We start from the raw sequence: 14930 nt of genomic DNA on the forward strand, positions 1-14930 counted from the left end.
TAATTTTTACTTTTAAACAATTCTAATTATATAACAAATAATCTCAAACCGAAAACTCTTTGTTAACTGTTAAATCACAGCTTGTATTGTTCACTGTTTGTTTTCCTCGAAGAATAGTAGACATATTTAAACCGGCTCTTGCGCTCAAGAAAAAGAAATAAGAATCATAAAATTGATAGTCAACGGTACTTTGAATTCCCAAATAGGTGGTTTTCCACTCTAGTGTGTTGAGAGAGGTTTCGGCAATAGCATTGAAATCGTTGATAGTGACACTACCGCTGTATTTTAAATCTTTGAAATTTTTGTATTTCAAAACGTCAGTATACTCAAATTCATAGGCGTCACCAACACCGTTAATGTCCAATTTCTCTGTAAAGGCAGAACGATTTTTGTACGAGAAAGTACTGAAGTTTTTTTCCGTGTTGAAAAAAACGCCTTGAGAGTAGATTGAAAAACTGATGAGAAAAAAAAGGATGTGGGGTACAATTTTTTTCATTTTTTAAGTTATTTAGATTTAAGAATTGCGGTTCCGAAGGAATAATTGGTGCCTTCCAATTTGACAAAATATTCGCCTGCGGCAAGCATCAGGTTGTTGATGGTAAGTACTTGATTTGGTGCTTCTTTTTCTTGGTGTTCCAAAAGACGTCCGTGAATATCAAATAATGAAAAAGAGATTTTGCCCGGAACGGGATGATCCATTTTAAAATTTACTTGATCGGTAATTGGATTTGGAAAAACCGTGGTTTTATTTTCTATTGGCTTTATGGGAGCCGCCGAAGAGGATTTACTCTGCTGAAAACCTTGGCTAACGATCATCTTTCCGTTTACCGAGGTTCCAATGGTGGATTGTTGAGCAAATGTTTGGCTCACCACAATACCCTTGGATGTAGTGGCAACCTTACCTTGAGCGGACAACATTTGACGATGTAACTGTTGGCCAAAGGCTACTCCTGTGAAAAAAAATAAAAATAAAAATCGCATGACACTCATTTTTTAGAAATACTTTATCAATAAAATAGGTTTTTTTGCTGAATAACCCGCAAATTTATTGGCTTTGGCAGACAAAATCTATTCGTTTTGACAGAAATATGTCCTAAAAACAAAAAAACAGGACAAGTTTATTTGTTTTTAATTGATTATATTTGTTTTCCTTATCCCCACGTCATGCTTTTAACTGTTTCTCTGTTTACGCTATTTTTATCTTTCGTTGTTTTAAAAAACAATTGGAGCGGAAATAAAACCGCCGTGTATTTATCTTTTTTTTTACAAATTACAGCCATCTATGGCATTACCCATTATTTAATTCTTTACAGTCAATCGGCATTTTGGATTGCGATTTTTTACAACCACTTTACCGCATTAATGTTGCTTCTTGGTCCGCTGTTGTATTTTTATGTGCGAGGTGTAATTAACGACACTTCTTCATTAACTAAAAAAGACTTGCTTCATTTTATACCTGCGCTTATTCACGGCATTGGATTAATTCCTTATCTAATTCTACCGTTTGAAGAAAAAATTAAAATTGCAAACTCCATTATTCTCGATATAGACGTGCTGACTAAAATTAATGTAAACTATTGGTATAGCGCAGGCACGAGCTTTCTCACTAGACCGATTCACTTATTAATTTACGCCATAGTAAGTTGTTATTTGGTTTGGACCAATTACAAAGTAAAAACAGAAGACAAAGACATTCCAAAAAAACAATTGGCTTTCAGTTACAGATGGATTGTAATTTTACTCACTACGGTTATATTACTTACACTAGGTTTTCTTTATATCACTGTATCCTCTTTAAGTTCAAAACCGAGCATAGGTTTAGAAAAATCCTATCCTCTATACCTTGTTATGGGGTTGACTTTTTGTTCAATTTCATTTTTTCTACTCTTATTCCCTACCATTTTATATGGAATTCCAAGACGTTTAAAAAACAGAAGGCCGTTTGAAAACAATGAAAATCAAATCAATTACAAATGGGAAAAGGATACCGCTACAAACGAACCTTTTGCAGAAATAGCGCAACAAATTCTGGAATATATTAAAACAGAGAAACCATTTGTAGACCCGAGCTTCTCGATAAGTGATATTAGTTTTGCCTTGAAAATACCTCAAAACCACGTGAGTTACTGTATTCATGAAATACTAAACACCCGATTCCCAAAGTTAAAATCGGAACTACGCGTACAATACGCAATTGATTTGTTGGAAAGTAATTCCAAAGAAGTGTTAACTATAGAAGCTATTGGCGAAAAATCAGGCTTTAAAACACGCTCCAATTTTTATACAACCTTTAAAGATTTGACTGGCGTTACTCCCTCCGAATATATAGAAAATCAAAAGAAAAAAGGAGTGAGTTTTGTTCAATAACCGCCTTTTTTTCATTTCCATTTCTATTTTACATTTCTAGCCTCCTTATTTTTAAAGAAGTACTAAAAAATGCAAATTGCATCTCTTGTAACTTCAGAAAAAAAAACTATTTTTACGAAAACAAATTAGGGAAACCAATCCCTTCTATTCCCTTAATTGATAACCAAATAGATACATAAAAAATGAGTTCAGAGAAAGAAGCCAAGTTAAAAGCGTTACAACTTACGCTGGATAAGCTAGACAAAACCTACGGAAAAGGAACTGTAATGAAAATGGGCGATAAAGCCGTTGAAGAAGTAGAAGTCATTTCTTCTGGATCGCTTGGTGTCGATTTAGCATTAGGTGTTGGTGGTTATCCAAAAGGCAGAATCATCGAAATCTACGGACCAGAATCATCTGGTAAAACAACTTTGACATTGCACGCTATTGCCGAAGCGCAAAAAGCTGGTGGAATTGCTGCTTTTATTGATGCAGAACATGCTTTTGATAGAAACTATGCAGAGAAATTAGGAGTTGATATTGAAAACTTAATTATTTCACAGCCTGATAATGGGGAACAAGCATTAGAAATTGCTGAAAACTTGATTCGTTCTGGAGCTATTGATATTGTGGTTATTGACTCGGTTGCAGCCTTGACTCCAAAAAGCGAAATTGAAGGCGAAATGGGAGATTCTAAAATGGGTCTTCACGCGCGTTTGATGTCACAAGCACTACGTAAATTAACTGGTACAATTAGTAAAACACACTGTACTGTTTTCTTTATCAACCAGTTGAGAGAGAAAATCGGAGTAATGTTTGGTAATCCAGAAACTACAACGGGTGGAAACGCATTAAAGTTCTATGCTTCAGTTCGTTTGGATATTCGTCGTTCGTCTCAAATTAAAGATGGCGAAAACGTAATTGGAAATAGAACCAAAGTGAAAGTGGTAAAAAACAAAGTGGCACCACCATTTAGAACTGCTGAATTTGACATTATGTATGGCGAAGGGGTGTCTAAAACAGGTGAAATCTTAGATTTGGCTGTTGAATTTGAAATCATCAAAAAATCAGGTTCGTGGTTCAGTTATGGTGATACTAAATTAGGTCAAGGACGTGATGCAGTTAAAGCCTTAATCAAAGACAACCCAGAATTAGCTGATGAATTAGAAGAAAAAATCAAATCGCAAATCAAAGAATTAGCGGCTGAGTAAATTTTCTTCCACACACACAAAAAACCGCAAGTACTTGAATTACTTGCGGTTTTTTTATGCTATTGTATTATCAAAAGTTACTAATTGGTTGTAAATAATTTGATAAACTTCATCTTTAATCGCTTTTCTGTCGTCTAGGGTTTTACCTTTTGTCTCTATGTGTGAGTGGATTTTTACCCTCATTAATCCGGGACTTCCGCTAAAAAAAGTATAGGACAATCGTTTTTTGTTGTCGCCAAAAGAAATAGGAACAATCGGGATTTGATGTTCAATGGCTAATCGGAAAGCACCATCTTTAAATTTGTCCAGTACAATCGACTCGTCATAAGGAACTCCCCCTTCTGGAAAAATACAAACACTCAATCCTCTATTCAATCTTTTTTGTGCACTTTCATATACCGCTCTTCTGCTTTCGGCATTATTTCTATCTACTAAAATGCAGGTTCTCTTGTAAAAAAATCCAAACAACGGAATTGAAGCCAATTCTTTTTTTCCTACAAACACAAAAGGACGATCTACTACGGCCAACATCAACATAATATCGGTCATCGAAGTATGATTGGCCACAATCATATAGCTTTTGTTGGGTACTAGCTTCTCGATGGTTTCCACTTTATAATAAAAACCCATGCTAAACAATATGAACTTGCCCCAAATTCTTGCTAATGCAAAAAAATAGTTATAGCCGCGCTCTGATACTATTGACAATAACAATAATGGCAACATCACCAATATAGGAAAGGCGATCATGATGTAAAACCATATGCGCCACAGCAACCAAAATAGCATTTTAATTCCTCTCATAGTTGCCAAATGTATGAAATGGAACTGCATTTTGAAAATATAATTGAATTCATTGTAATTCCGTTTTATTTCTATCATTATACAGAGAGTTGTTTTTATTCCAAAGCCACATTTTTTTAAAATGATGATTTTTACAATAAATATTTATTGATTATCAATAAATTTATATCTTTGTTGGTATAATTTAAAATTTACTAATTATGAAAAAAAACAATACTACTGTTTTAAAAGGCTTACATATTGCTTCTTGGATCATTTTTATCGGACTTTGTATTGAAGCGGGTGCGCTACTCTTTAATTTTGTTTTTACCTTATTCCAACCCCTAGCAACACAAAATGTTTACAACGGATTAGATCTTTCTGTATTATATGAAAAAGAATTTCCTCACTTTGTGGGAATAATGAGTTGTATCGTTATTTTAGCATTTATGAAATCCTACTTGTTTTATTTGGTGGTAAAACTATTTACTCAATTAAACATCGTTGCTCCATTTAGCGTCGAAATTGCCAAAATCATAGAAAAAATTAGTTACGAAGCTTTTTCAATAGCAATGCTGAGTATAATTACGAAACAATACGCTAAAAGACTGATTCAAAAGGGATACGAACTAAGTGATACAAGTGCGTATTGGAACGATACCGCGGCATTTTTAATGATGGCGGCCATTGTGTATGTCATATCACAAATATTCAAAAGAGGGATTGAATTACAACAAGAAAACGACCTAACAATTTAAAGGATGGCAATTATCGTAAACTTAGATGTAATGATGGCAAAACGCAAAATATCATTAAACGAATTGTCAGAAAAAGTAGAACTGACTTTGGCCAATCTTTCCATCTTAAAAACTGGAAAAGCAAAAGCGATTCGGTTCAGCACCTTAGCCGCTATTTGCGCCGCTTTAGACTGTCAACCAGGTGACATTTTAGAATATACCGCTGACAAGTAATAACGTGCCTTATAAAGATTATTTATATCAAAAAAGCACTACTCTCGTAGTGCTTTTTTTATTTATTAATTCGACAACCAACCCGCAGGATTAATGTACGAAGTGTTTTGATATATCAAGAATTTAAGCACTGTTTTACCTGTTTCTCCATTGGAACGAATGCGCCCTAAAGCTTGTTTTCTAGTTACTTTATCTCCAGTACTCACATTTACTGAGCTTAAGTTTTGATACACAGTAAAATAATCGCCGTGCTGAATCATTACTGCCTTAGTTACTTTTGTTAAATCAAAAACACTAGTTACTACGCCATCAAAAACGGCTCTTGCAGTAGCACCTTGATCGGTGGTGATTTCCACACCACTATTATGTACCATAAGCGATTTGTATACTGGATGTGCTTGATTTCCAAACCCTAAAGTAATTTTGCCTCGTTCTACAGGATATGGCAATCTTCCTTTGTTAGCTCTAAAGTTATCGGCTACAATTTTTGCTTCGGGTGTTAAGTCAATTTTTGTAGACGAAATTGGTTTCTTAGCTTCTTCTTCCGGTTCTTCTTCCACTACAGCTTTAGCCACCGTTTTGATGGTTTTGCCGCTTTTGTTAGCATTCGCTAATTCTTTTGCAGCGGCAGCAGCAGCTGCTTTCTTTTCTTTGGCTGCAGCAGTAGCGGCAGCTTTTTGTTTTGCACGCTCAGCAGCAGCCTTTCTATTAGCTTCAGCAATAGCTTGACGAATCAAACGGTCTATTTGCTTATCAATATTGCGCGCTTCTTGTTGTTTTTTCTTGATGTCGTTTGCAATCTTATTCTTGTCTTTCTTAATTGAATTAACTATTTTTTCTTGTTCTTTCTTTTCTTGCTCTAAAGACAAACGCTCTTTTTCTTTCTCCTCGATTAATTTTTGTTTAGCCGTTTTCTGAACTTCTAGTTTTTGATTGTAGACCGATAGTTCTTTTGACTTCACATTAATTTCCTCGCCCTGGATTTTTCTGAAACTAGTATATTGTTTCATGTATTGCAAGCGTTTGTAAGCTTGTTGGAAATTTTTAGACGATAATAAAAACATCGCCCTGCTCTCTTCTGAACGGCTTTTATACGACTTAACAATCATTTTAGCATAATCTTCTTTAAGTACCTTGAGTTCTTTCTTAAGCTTGTTGATTTCCACCTGATTGATGTACATATCGTTACTCAACAACTTCGCTTGTTTTTCTGTGGTCTTGATCAAGTTCTCTTTCAGCGCTATTTTTTTCTCTTGAATAGCCATGACACTCACCGCTGATTTTTCTTTTTTCTTAACGGATTGCAAGAGTCTTTCATTCTCTTTAATTTCTTGCTGAATTTGAGCTTTTCGTTGTTCTAACTTCTCTTGTTGCGAGTCTTGGCTCCAAACTAATGAAGTAGCGCAAACAAAAAATAAACTGAGGAGAAATTTTGACATGATAGAAGGTTTTTTGCAAATTTACTTAATTAAAATTCTTTTATAGCCATTTGGAATACTATACGGGTAAGAAAGTGCTTCGTTAAAAGTAACTGTGGTGTAATTTAAACTAATTTCTGTTTTTTCTTTGGCTTGTAAAGCATGGATTAAAACGGATAAAGGAAGCGTTCCTTCATTAAAACTAGTCTGGTTGGCATAGCTCACATTAATCATTCTATCTTGCTCTGGCTGAGCAATAGCCTGTCCTTGTATTCTGAAATTCTCTTGATCCAAAATGAAAGATTTCAAGGTCTTTCCTGCTTGCAAATCAGTCAATTCATACCCTTGATCCACTTTGGCTAAAGCGTATTTTCCTTGTTGTAAATTATCAAATGCTTGGCCTAACAACATATTCTGAATTTTAGAAAAATCCAAATCGGTTCCCAACCATTGTGTTAAACCACTGAAATCGCCTTCAAAATAGGTTCCGTTCATTTTTTCGTAATAACTTACAGATGAGGGGGTAATTAAGGCTTTCGCCATTGTGATTCCTAAGAAGCGAATGCTAACTAAAATTTGCTCGTCTTTCTTAATTTTAATTTCTGCCGTTACGTTTTGTGTTTGCTTTTCATCTGAAAAACGCACATTCGATTTGATATAAACAGTCTCAAAGTTGGTTATGTTGTTATAATGATTGGCTATAATATCCTCTGCCGAAACTTCTTTAGTTGAAGTAACTTCAGGCACTGTTGTCACGGCAGCTTGTTTAGTTTTACAAGACGCCAACAACGTTAAAAACACCAATAGTATGACCTTTCTCATTTCTTTTTCTGCTGTATTAATTGATTTGCTTTCGCAAAAAAGCTGTCTTTTTTCTTAAAGTCGCCCAAACCATTATAGGCTTCCGCCAATTGCAAATTAAAATTGATTTCCAAATCCAAATCGTCTATTACAAAATCCAAACCGGTTTCTAATGCTTCCTTCGCTTTATTAAATTGGCGCATTTGATTGTTGGCTAAGCCAAAATAAAAATAAAAATACGCCTGAGAAGGATACAATTCCGTTCCTTCTTCTGCTTTCTTTGCTAGTTTTTGAAACTGTTTAGCCGTTGTATAGGCTTGAAGCAAAAGCAAATTAGTTTCCACTATTCCAACTTCTTTTTGAAGTGCCAATTCATAAAAACGAATCGCTTTCTCTGAATTGTTTTTATTTTGATAGAACTTCCCAATAGCTTGTGCAACGTTGACTTCTTTATCTGAATCGAAAACTGAAATTGCATTTTCCAAAGCGCCTTCATATTGCGGATTAGTATATGCAAAAATCAAAAATTCATTGACCACCCGGTGCTTAACAGCATTAGGAATCTGGGCGTTTGCCAAAATACTATTCATCGTTTGAACCGCTTGGTTTCCGTCATTGGCATCCAAATAATTCTTAAAATCAGACAACTCTTTCCAGTCCGAAGATTGATTTTTGGTCGCCAAAAGAATTTGATTTTTAAACTGCGTGCGCTCTTGTGACTTACCGTATTTAGCATTCATCTCCCCTATCAAAGTCAATGCTTTTTCTAATTGATTGGTTGCCATATACAACGGAATCAAATCGTCTTTATTACGCTCGTCAAACAAAATCAGTTGTTGTACCGCAGTCATCGCACGTTCGTAATTCTTCGTTTGAAAACTCAAGTCATAGATTCCTGTCCAAAACCATTTGTTTTTCGGCTCAATTTGGGATGCTTTTAGAAACGCTTGATACGCGTTTTCGTATTGCTTTAAAGCCAAATAGTTTTTGCCTAATTCAAAATGAACTGTCGCATTATTGGGTTGGCTCACCAAACATTTCTCCAAAGCCACAATCGCTTTGTCGTAATTCTCAATTCCTTTTTGCAACAAGGATTCGTAAAAGGAATCCTGAAATTCATCCGAGACCATAGCAATTTCTTCAGGTTCTGTTTGCGTCCATCCCGAAAGCGGAAGAAACAGAGTGATACAGAAAAGTACTATCGTCTTTGTGTTCATATTGTTTTTATTCTAAAACTGAATAATCTCCGATGCTGATGCTGGTAAAATTCCCGTCAAAACTCGCGTGATTTCCAATCATCGCATTGTCTAAATTGGCATTTTTAATATGCGAATGCGTTTGTACCAAACTGTTTTTAATCGTGCTATTAACAACGTGACATCCTTTCCCTAAAGACACATTAGGTCCAACAGTAGCGTTAATCAACACCACATCTTCACCAATATAACAAGGCGGAATAATCGTAGAATTCTCCGATTTTACTCCATAATCTACCAAATGTTCTCCGTCATTGTGCAAAAATCCTAACATTCTAGAATTGGTTTCTACCGTTACATCTTTGTTACCGCAATCCATCCACTCAGCCACTTCTCCTGGAACAAATTTCATGCCTTTCGCCATCATTTGTTTGATTCCGTCGTTGATTTGGTATTCACCTCCGTGAATGATATTATTGTCTAACACCAATTGCAATTCATTTTTCAACACCGCCACATCTTTGAAATAGTAAATTCCAATTACGGCTAAATCGGAAACAAATTCTTTTGGTTTTTCAACCAATTCGACGATTTCATTGGCTTCGTTCAAGTTTATTACACCAAAGGCTTCTGGTTGATCTACTTGTTTTACCCAAATCACGCTATCGGCATTTTGATCCAAATCAAAATCGGCACGAATTAAGGTGTCCGCATAAGCAATAACCGCTGGGCCGCTCAAAGAATCTTTGGCACACATAATGGCGTGACCTGTTCCCAAAGCTTCATTTTGGTAATATATCGTTCCTTTAGTACCTAATTTTTCAGCAATAGCAATCAAATCGGCTTCAACTTGCTTACCAAAACTTTCGTGGATAATAAAAGCAATTTCTTCAATCTCTTGGTTCAACACCCCCGCAATATCTTCCACCAAACGGTGAACTATTGGTTTTCCAGCAACAGGAATTAACGGTTTAGGAATGGTCAATGTGTGTGGGCGAAGACGAGAACCTCGTCCTGCCATTGGTACTATTATTTTCATGTTAGCCCCCTAACCCCCGAAGGGGGAATTCCTATTAGGGGTAAATAGGATTTTAAAAATTAATTGTTTTTTGTCGAATTTTTCTGTTCCCCCTATGGGGGTTAGGGGGCTTACTTCACCCCAGTACTACCAAATCCGCCTTCGCCTCTAAAGGTTTCAGACAGTTCCTGAACTTCAATCCATTCGGCACGTTCGTGCTTGGCAATGATTAATTGAGCAATGCGTTCGCCGTTTTCAATTACAAAATCCTCATTGGATAGATTTACTAATATCACTCCTATTTCTCCTCTGTAATCGGCATCGACTGTTCCTGGCGAATTGAGTACTGTAATTCCTTTTTTGATAGCCAAGCCACTTCTTGGACGAACCTGAGCTTCGTAACCAATCGGCAACTCAATAAACAAGCCTGTTTTTACAATAACTCGCCCCAAAGGAGCTAAGGTGATGGGAGCGTCTAAATCGGCTCTTAAATCCATTCCAGCCGAAGCAATCGTTTCGTAATTAGGCAACGGATGTTGCGACTTATTGATGATTTTTATAGTCATTTTATTTTTTTCGTTTAATAATAGAGAGTATGGTTGCTTTTTCGTTGTGGTATACAAAATATACAAATACCAACAATAAAGAGATTCCTATAAAATAGTTCTCTCGGAATCCGTAAAAAGAAATAGCAGAGAATACAATCGACAAGCCCAAATAGCCGCCAATCTTTTCCATATCATACGGAATTGGATAATACCGATTTCCCAATACATAAGAAATTAACATCATGCTTCCATACGCCACAATGGTTGCGATAGCTGAGCCGTAATAGCTGAATTTTGGAATTAAAAGGTAATTCAGCACCAAAGTCAAAACAGCTCCTACAATCGAAATATAGGCGCCCATTTTAGTTCTGTCAGTTAGTTTATACCAAACCGAAAGATTGTTGTAAATCCCTAAAAAGAAATTAGCCAAAATAATCAACGGCACCACTTTCATGGCTTCCCAATAGGATTTGTCATCCAAAAGCAAAAACTTCAATACATCGGCAAAAACGATTACACCCAACAAAATCAAAGAACCAAAAATCACAAAATATTTGGTAATCATGGCGTAGGTTTGTGGCGCGTTTTCATTTTTAGAATGACTGAAAAAGAAGGGTTCAATTCCCAATCGGAATGCTGTGGCAAACAACACCATAAACAATCCTAGTTTATAACAAGCTGAATAGGCTCCAACTTCCGACTTAGCAACGCTTTCTGGCAACCAATATCCCAACAGAATTTTATCGAAATGTTCATTGACTGCAAAGGCAATTCCAGCAACCAAAATAGGCAATCCGTAACGCATCATCTTTTTCCAAAGTGCCACATCAAATTTTCGCGTTAAGAAAAGATAATTGGGTGATAACACAACTAAAGTTAATAAGCTTGCTGCTAAATTAGAAACGAAAATATAACCTATCTCATAATTGGCAACATACAAATTCCCAATAAATGAATTAGGACTTGAAGCGGCAATTTTTGGTAAAAGCAATAAGAAGAAAAGGTTCAATGCCAAATTAACGGCTACATTTCCAATTTTTATAACCGCATACAACATCGGTTTTTGGTTGGCGCGCAACTTCGAAAAAGGCACAATCACTAAGGCATCTAACACCAAAATCCAAATAGCATAAGTAATATACTGCACATCAACATTAGCCAATGAAGCTAAAGTGCCTCTGAAAATTAAAGCCCCAAAAATAAAAATAATGGAGGACCAAAAAATAGAAATGGTCGAAGTAGCAATCACATTTTCTTTATCGGTCTCCGAATTATAGAATCGGAAAAAAGCCGTTTCCATTCCGTACGACAATACCACGTTGAAAAAAACCATCCATGAAAGCACAATAGAAACTTCTCCATACTCACCTGTAGGCAAGATTCCGGTGTACAAACGCACAAGTAAAAAACTCAGCATTCGCGGTAAAACCGTTGCTAATCCATAGATTGCGGTTTGTTTGAAAAGACTTTTATATAATCCCAAGTTGGTCTGGTTTAGGTTTTGATAAAAACAAAAATAACGAATTCTTTGGTTTAATTCGGGTTTTGAAATTGGTTTTGTTAACAGCTTTTTTAAGACAATCCGGCTTCGTTCAAGGTCTTAATAAAGTGAAATCCTCTTGGATAATAGCCTTGGTTATAATAAAAACGGTGTGCCGTAAAATTCCCTGTAAAGGCATCTAATACAATCATAGTGCAACCGGCTTCTTCAGCTTTTGCATTGATATAATCGGTCATAAATTTTCCTGCACCTTTAGAACGATGATCTGGATGGACTATAAAATTATCAATCTCAAAATAGCGGCCTGACCACAGTTTAATTCCGGACCATAGACCCGAAAGTCCAATACATTCTTCGCCTTCAAATACAGCGATTTGAATATAGTTATGAGGAAGCATTTCGGTCAAATAGGCTTCGTATTTTTCTATAGTAAAGTTATTGCTGTACAAATGCTTCATAAGCTCAAATTGAGCTAACATCTCTTCTAAAGTTGTAAGTTCTCTAATTTCCAAGTTGTAAATTTTTTTTATAAAAATACTCAAAAAAAAGAGCCCCGCAATGCGAGGCTCTCATGATATATTTCAAACTAATATTATCCGTTCAACGCTTCAGCACCACCAACAATCTCTAAAATTTCGTTAGTAATTGCTGCTTGACGCGCTTTGTTGTAGGTTAATTTCAATTGATCTCTTAATTCCGTTGCGTTGTCAGTTGCTTTATGCATAGCCGTCATACGCGCTCCGTGTTCAGAAGCAAACGAATCTCTAATTCCTTTGTACAATTGTGTTTTCAATGATTTCGGAATCAAAGTCAATACAATTTCTTCTTTAGAAGGTTCAAAAATATAATCTCCTGTTGAAACAGGTAGGTCTGATTGAATTGGAGCCAAAGGCAAAAACTGTTCTGTTTGAATAATTTGAGTCGCCGCATTTTTAAATTGGTTGTACACCAATTCGATACGGTCGTATTCTCCAGCCACAAATTTTTGGGTTAATACCTCTGCAATTTGAGCTACATTATCAAAAGTCAAATCGTCAAAAATGGCGCTTTGATTATCAATAACCGTTAATGTTTTGCTCAAAATATCATTTCCTTTTTTACCAATTGCAAAAACATCTACTTGTTTTCCTGCGTAATAATCAGAACGATTTTTAACTTCTTTAATTACGTTTGTATTAAAAGCACCACACAACCCTCTGTTAGAAGTGATAGCTACAACTAATACTTTTTTGATTTCGCGTTGCGCTGTGTAATCACCCCCAACATCACCATCTAAGGTAGCAGAGAGGTTTTGTAATAATTCCGTTAATTTTTCGGCATAAGGGCGCATCGCTGTAATCGCATCTTGTGCTTTCTTAAGCTTTGCAGCAGAAACCATTTTCATTGCCGATGTGATTTGCATCGTAGATGAAATGGAAGTAATTCTATTACGGATTTCCTTTAAGTTTGCCATTCTAAATATGAAAATTTATCAATTTATCAATGTGCAAATGACTGTCATTCACACATTGACATATTGTTATATTGATTAATTATACTTCGCTGAAACTTCTTTTGCTACTTTTTCGATAACATCAGTAATGTTGTCATCTAATTTACCTGCTTTCAAAGCATCAAGAGTGTCTCTGTGTTTGTTGTTCAAGAATTCTAAGAAATCTTTCTCAAATTCTTTTACTTTGTTTACAGGAACATTTCTCAATAAGTTTTTAGAACCAGCGTAGATAATAGCTACTTGATCTTCAACAGTATAAGGTTCGTTCAAACCTTGTTTCAAGATTTCAACGTTTCTTTTTCCTTTTTCAATTACGTTTAAAGTAACCGCATCTAAGTCAGAACCAAATTTAGCAAACGCTTCCAATTCACGGAATTGCGCTTGGTCTAATTTTAAAGTACCTGATACTTTTTTCATTGATTTGATTTGTGCATTACCTCCAACACGAGATACCGAGATACCTACGTTAATTGCAGGACGAACTCCAGAGTTGAACAAATCTCCATCCAAGAAAATTTGACCGTCTGTAATCGAAATTACGTTAGTTGGGATGTATGCAGAAACGTCACCCGCTTGTGTTTCGATAATTGGTAAAGCAGTTAATGAACCTCCTCCTTTTACAATTCCTTTTAAAGAATCTGGTAAGTCGTTCATATTTTTTGCAATATCATCATCAGCAATCACCTTACAAGCACGCTCTAATAAACGAGAGTGTAAGTAGAAAACGTCTCCAGGATATGCTTCACGTCCTGGTGGTCTTCTTAATAAAAGAGACACCTCACGATACGCCACCGCTTGTTTAGATAAATCATCATAAACAATCAAAGCTGGACGTCCAGAGTCTCTGAAATACTCCCCAATTGCAGCACCTGCCATTGGAGCATATACTTGCATTGGAGCTGGATCAGAAGCGTTAGCTGCTACGATAATCGTATACGCCATAGCTCCTTTTTCTTCTAACATTTTTGCAATACCTGCAACTGTAGAAGCTTTTTGTCCAATAGCAACATAGATACAAAATACAGGTTTTCCTGCATCGTAAAATTCTTTTTGATTTAAGATCGTGTCGATACAAACAGTTGATTTTCCTGTTTGACGGTCACCAATAACCAACTCACGTTGTCCACGACCAACTGGAATCATCGCATCAACTGCTTTTACTCCTGTTTGTAATGGTTCAGTTACTGGTTGACGGAATACAACTCCTGGCGCTTTTCTTTCCAAAGGCATTTCGTATAATTCCCCACCGATTGGTCCTTTACCATCAATTGGTTGACCTAGTGTGTTTACAACACGTCCTAACATTTGCTCTCCTACTTTAAGAGAAGCAATACGTTGTGTTCTTTTAACGATTGAACCTTCTTTGATTCCTGTTGAAGCACCCAAAAGTACTACCCCAACATTGTCTTCTTCTAAGTTCAATACAATAGCCTCAAGACCATTTTCGAATTCAACTAATTCTCCGTATTGAACATTAGATAGCCCGTACACACGAGCAATACCATCTCCAACATTAAGTACTGTTCCTACTTCTTCTAGTGTAGCACCAGATTCAAAACCTTCTACTTGCTTTCTTAATATTGCTGAAATTTCAGCAGGTTTGATTTCCGCCATCTTACTTTATAATTTAAACACTTTTATGTGT

At 35.9% G+C, this 14930-nt stretch carries 16 protein-coding genes; 4 read left to right on the forward strand and 12 right to left on the reverse strand.

Annotated features, from left to right (window positions below; translation table 11 throughout):
• Nucleotides 1–43 precede the first annotated feature (43 nt).
• Nucleotides 44–496, reverse strand: a complete 453-nt coding sequence (locus LPC20_RS02680) for a hypothetical protein (protein ID WP_229326244.1) — start codon at nucleotides 494–496, stop codon at nucleotides 44–46.
• An 8-nt stretch (nucleotides 497–504) separates the two neighbouring features.
• Nucleotides 505–990, reverse strand: a complete 486-nt coding sequence (locus tag LPC20_RS02685; RefSeq protein WP_229326246.1) for a T9SS type A sorting domain-containing protein — start codon at nucleotides 988–990, stop codon at nucleotides 505–507.
• 174 nt (nucleotides 991–1164) lie between these two features.
• Here LPC20_RS02685 and LPC20_RS02690 point away from each other — a divergent pair, with 174 nt between their 5' ends.
• Nucleotides 1165–2367: a helix-turn-helix domain-containing protein gene (locus tag LPC20_RS02690; RefSeq protein ID WP_229326248.1), complete on the forward strand. Its 1203-nt coding sequence runs from the start codon at nucleotides 1165–1167 to the stop codon at nucleotides 2365–2367.
• A gap of 182 nt (nucleotides 2368–2549) precedes the next feature.
• The gene (gene recA, locus LPC20_RS02695) at nucleotides 2550–3557 is read left to right on the forward strand and encodes a recombinase RecA (RefSeq protein ID WP_229326250.1); all 1008 of its coding nucleotides are present in this window, start codon (nucleotides 2550–2552) and stop codon (nucleotides 3555–3557) included.
• 54 nt (nucleotides 3558–3611) lie between these two features.
• On the opposite strand, the gene LPC20_RS02700 is transcribed toward recA, so the two are convergent.
• On the reverse strand, nucleotides 3612–4361 hold the full coding sequence (locus LPC20_RS02700) for a lysophospholipid acyltransferase family protein (protein WP_229327120.1): 750 nt from the start codon (nucleotides 4359–4361) through the stop codon (nucleotides 3612–3614).
• 200 nt (nucleotides 4362–4561) lie between these two features.
• Here LPC20_RS02700 and LPC20_RS02705 point away from each other — a divergent pair, with 200 nt between their 5' ends.
• Entirely contained in the window at nucleotides 4562–5098 is a 537-nt protein-coding gene (locus tag LPC20_RS02705; RefSeq protein WP_229326252.1) for a DUF2975 domain-containing protein, read from the forward strand.
• 3 nt (nucleotides 5099–5101) lie between these two features.
• Nucleotides 5102–5311, forward strand: a complete 210-nt coding sequence (locus LPC20_RS02710; RefSeq protein ID WP_229326254.1) for a helix-turn-helix domain-containing protein — start codon at nucleotides 5102–5104, stop codon at nucleotides 5309–5311.
• A gap of 65 nt (nucleotides 5312–5376) precedes the next feature.
• Here LPC20_RS02710 and LPC20_RS02715 read toward each other — a convergent pair whose 3' ends face one another.
• The 9 genes from LPC20_RS02715 to atpA all read right to left on the reverse strand — a co-directional run bounded on the left by LPC20_RS02715 (nucleotide 5377) and on the right by atpA (nucleotide 14899).
• Entirely contained in the window at nucleotides 5377–6750 is a 1374-nt protein-coding gene (locus LPC20_RS02715; RefSeq protein WP_229326255.1) for a murein hydrolase activator EnvC family protein, read from the reverse strand.
• A 21-nt stretch (nucleotides 6751–6771) separates the two neighbouring features.
• Nucleotides 6772–7551: a lipoprotein insertase outer membrane protein LolB1 gene (lolB1, locus tag LPC20_RS02720; protein WP_229326257.1), complete on the reverse strand. Its 780-nt coding sequence runs from the start codon at nucleotides 7549–7551 to the stop codon at nucleotides 6772–6774.
• Entirely contained in the window at nucleotides 7548–8747 is a 1200-nt protein-coding gene (locus LPC20_RS02725; RefSeq protein ID WP_229326259.1) for a tetratricopeptide repeat protein, read from the reverse strand. Before LPC20_RS02725 ends, lolB1 begins: the two co-directional genes overlap by 4 nt.
• A 7-nt stretch (nucleotides 8748–8754) precedes the next feature.
• Complete coding sequence (locus LPC20_RS02730) at nucleotides 8755–9765, reverse strand: sugar phosphate nucleotidyltransferase (protein ID WP_229326261.1); 1011 nt, start codon at nucleotides 9763–9765, stop codon at nucleotides 8755–8757.
• A 110-nt stretch (nucleotides 9766–9875) separates the two neighbouring features.
• Entirely contained in the window at nucleotides 9876–10310 is a 435-nt protein-coding gene (dut, locus tag LPC20_RS02735) for a dUTP diphosphatase (protein WP_229326263.1), read from the reverse strand.
• Between the two features lies 1 nt (nucleotide 10311).
• The gene (locus LPC20_RS02740) at nucleotides 10312–11775 is read right to left on the reverse strand and encodes a lipopolysaccharide biosynthesis protein (RefSeq protein WP_229326265.1); all 1464 of its coding nucleotides are present in this window, start codon (nucleotides 11773–11775) and stop codon (nucleotides 10312–10314) included.
• Nucleotides 11776–11864: 89 nt separating this feature from the next.
• Nucleotides 11865–12305: a GNAT family N-acetyltransferase gene (locus tag LPC20_RS02745; RefSeq protein WP_229326267.1), complete on the reverse strand. Its 441-nt coding sequence runs from the start codon at nucleotides 12303–12305 to the stop codon at nucleotides 11865–11867.
• Between the two features lie 80 nt (nucleotides 12306–12385).
• On the reverse strand, nucleotides 12386–13246 hold the full coding sequence (atpG, locus tag LPC20_RS02750; protein ID WP_229326269.1) for an ATP synthase F1 subunit gamma: 861 nt from the start codon (nucleotides 13244–13246) through the stop codon (nucleotides 12386–12388).
• 75 nt (nucleotides 13247–13321) lie between these two features.
• Complete coding sequence (gene atpA, locus LPC20_RS02755) at nucleotides 13322–14899, reverse strand: F0F1 ATP synthase subunit alpha (protein WP_229326271.1); 1578 nt, start codon at nucleotides 14897–14899, stop codon at nucleotides 13322–13324.
• Nucleotides 14900–14930: the final 31 nt, after the last annotated feature.

Origin of the sequence: Flavobacterium ammonificans (assembly GCF_020886115.1) — a bacterium.
GTDB lineage: Bacteria > Bacteroidota > Bacteroidia > Flavobacteriales > Flavobacteriaceae > Flavobacterium > Flavobacterium ammonificans.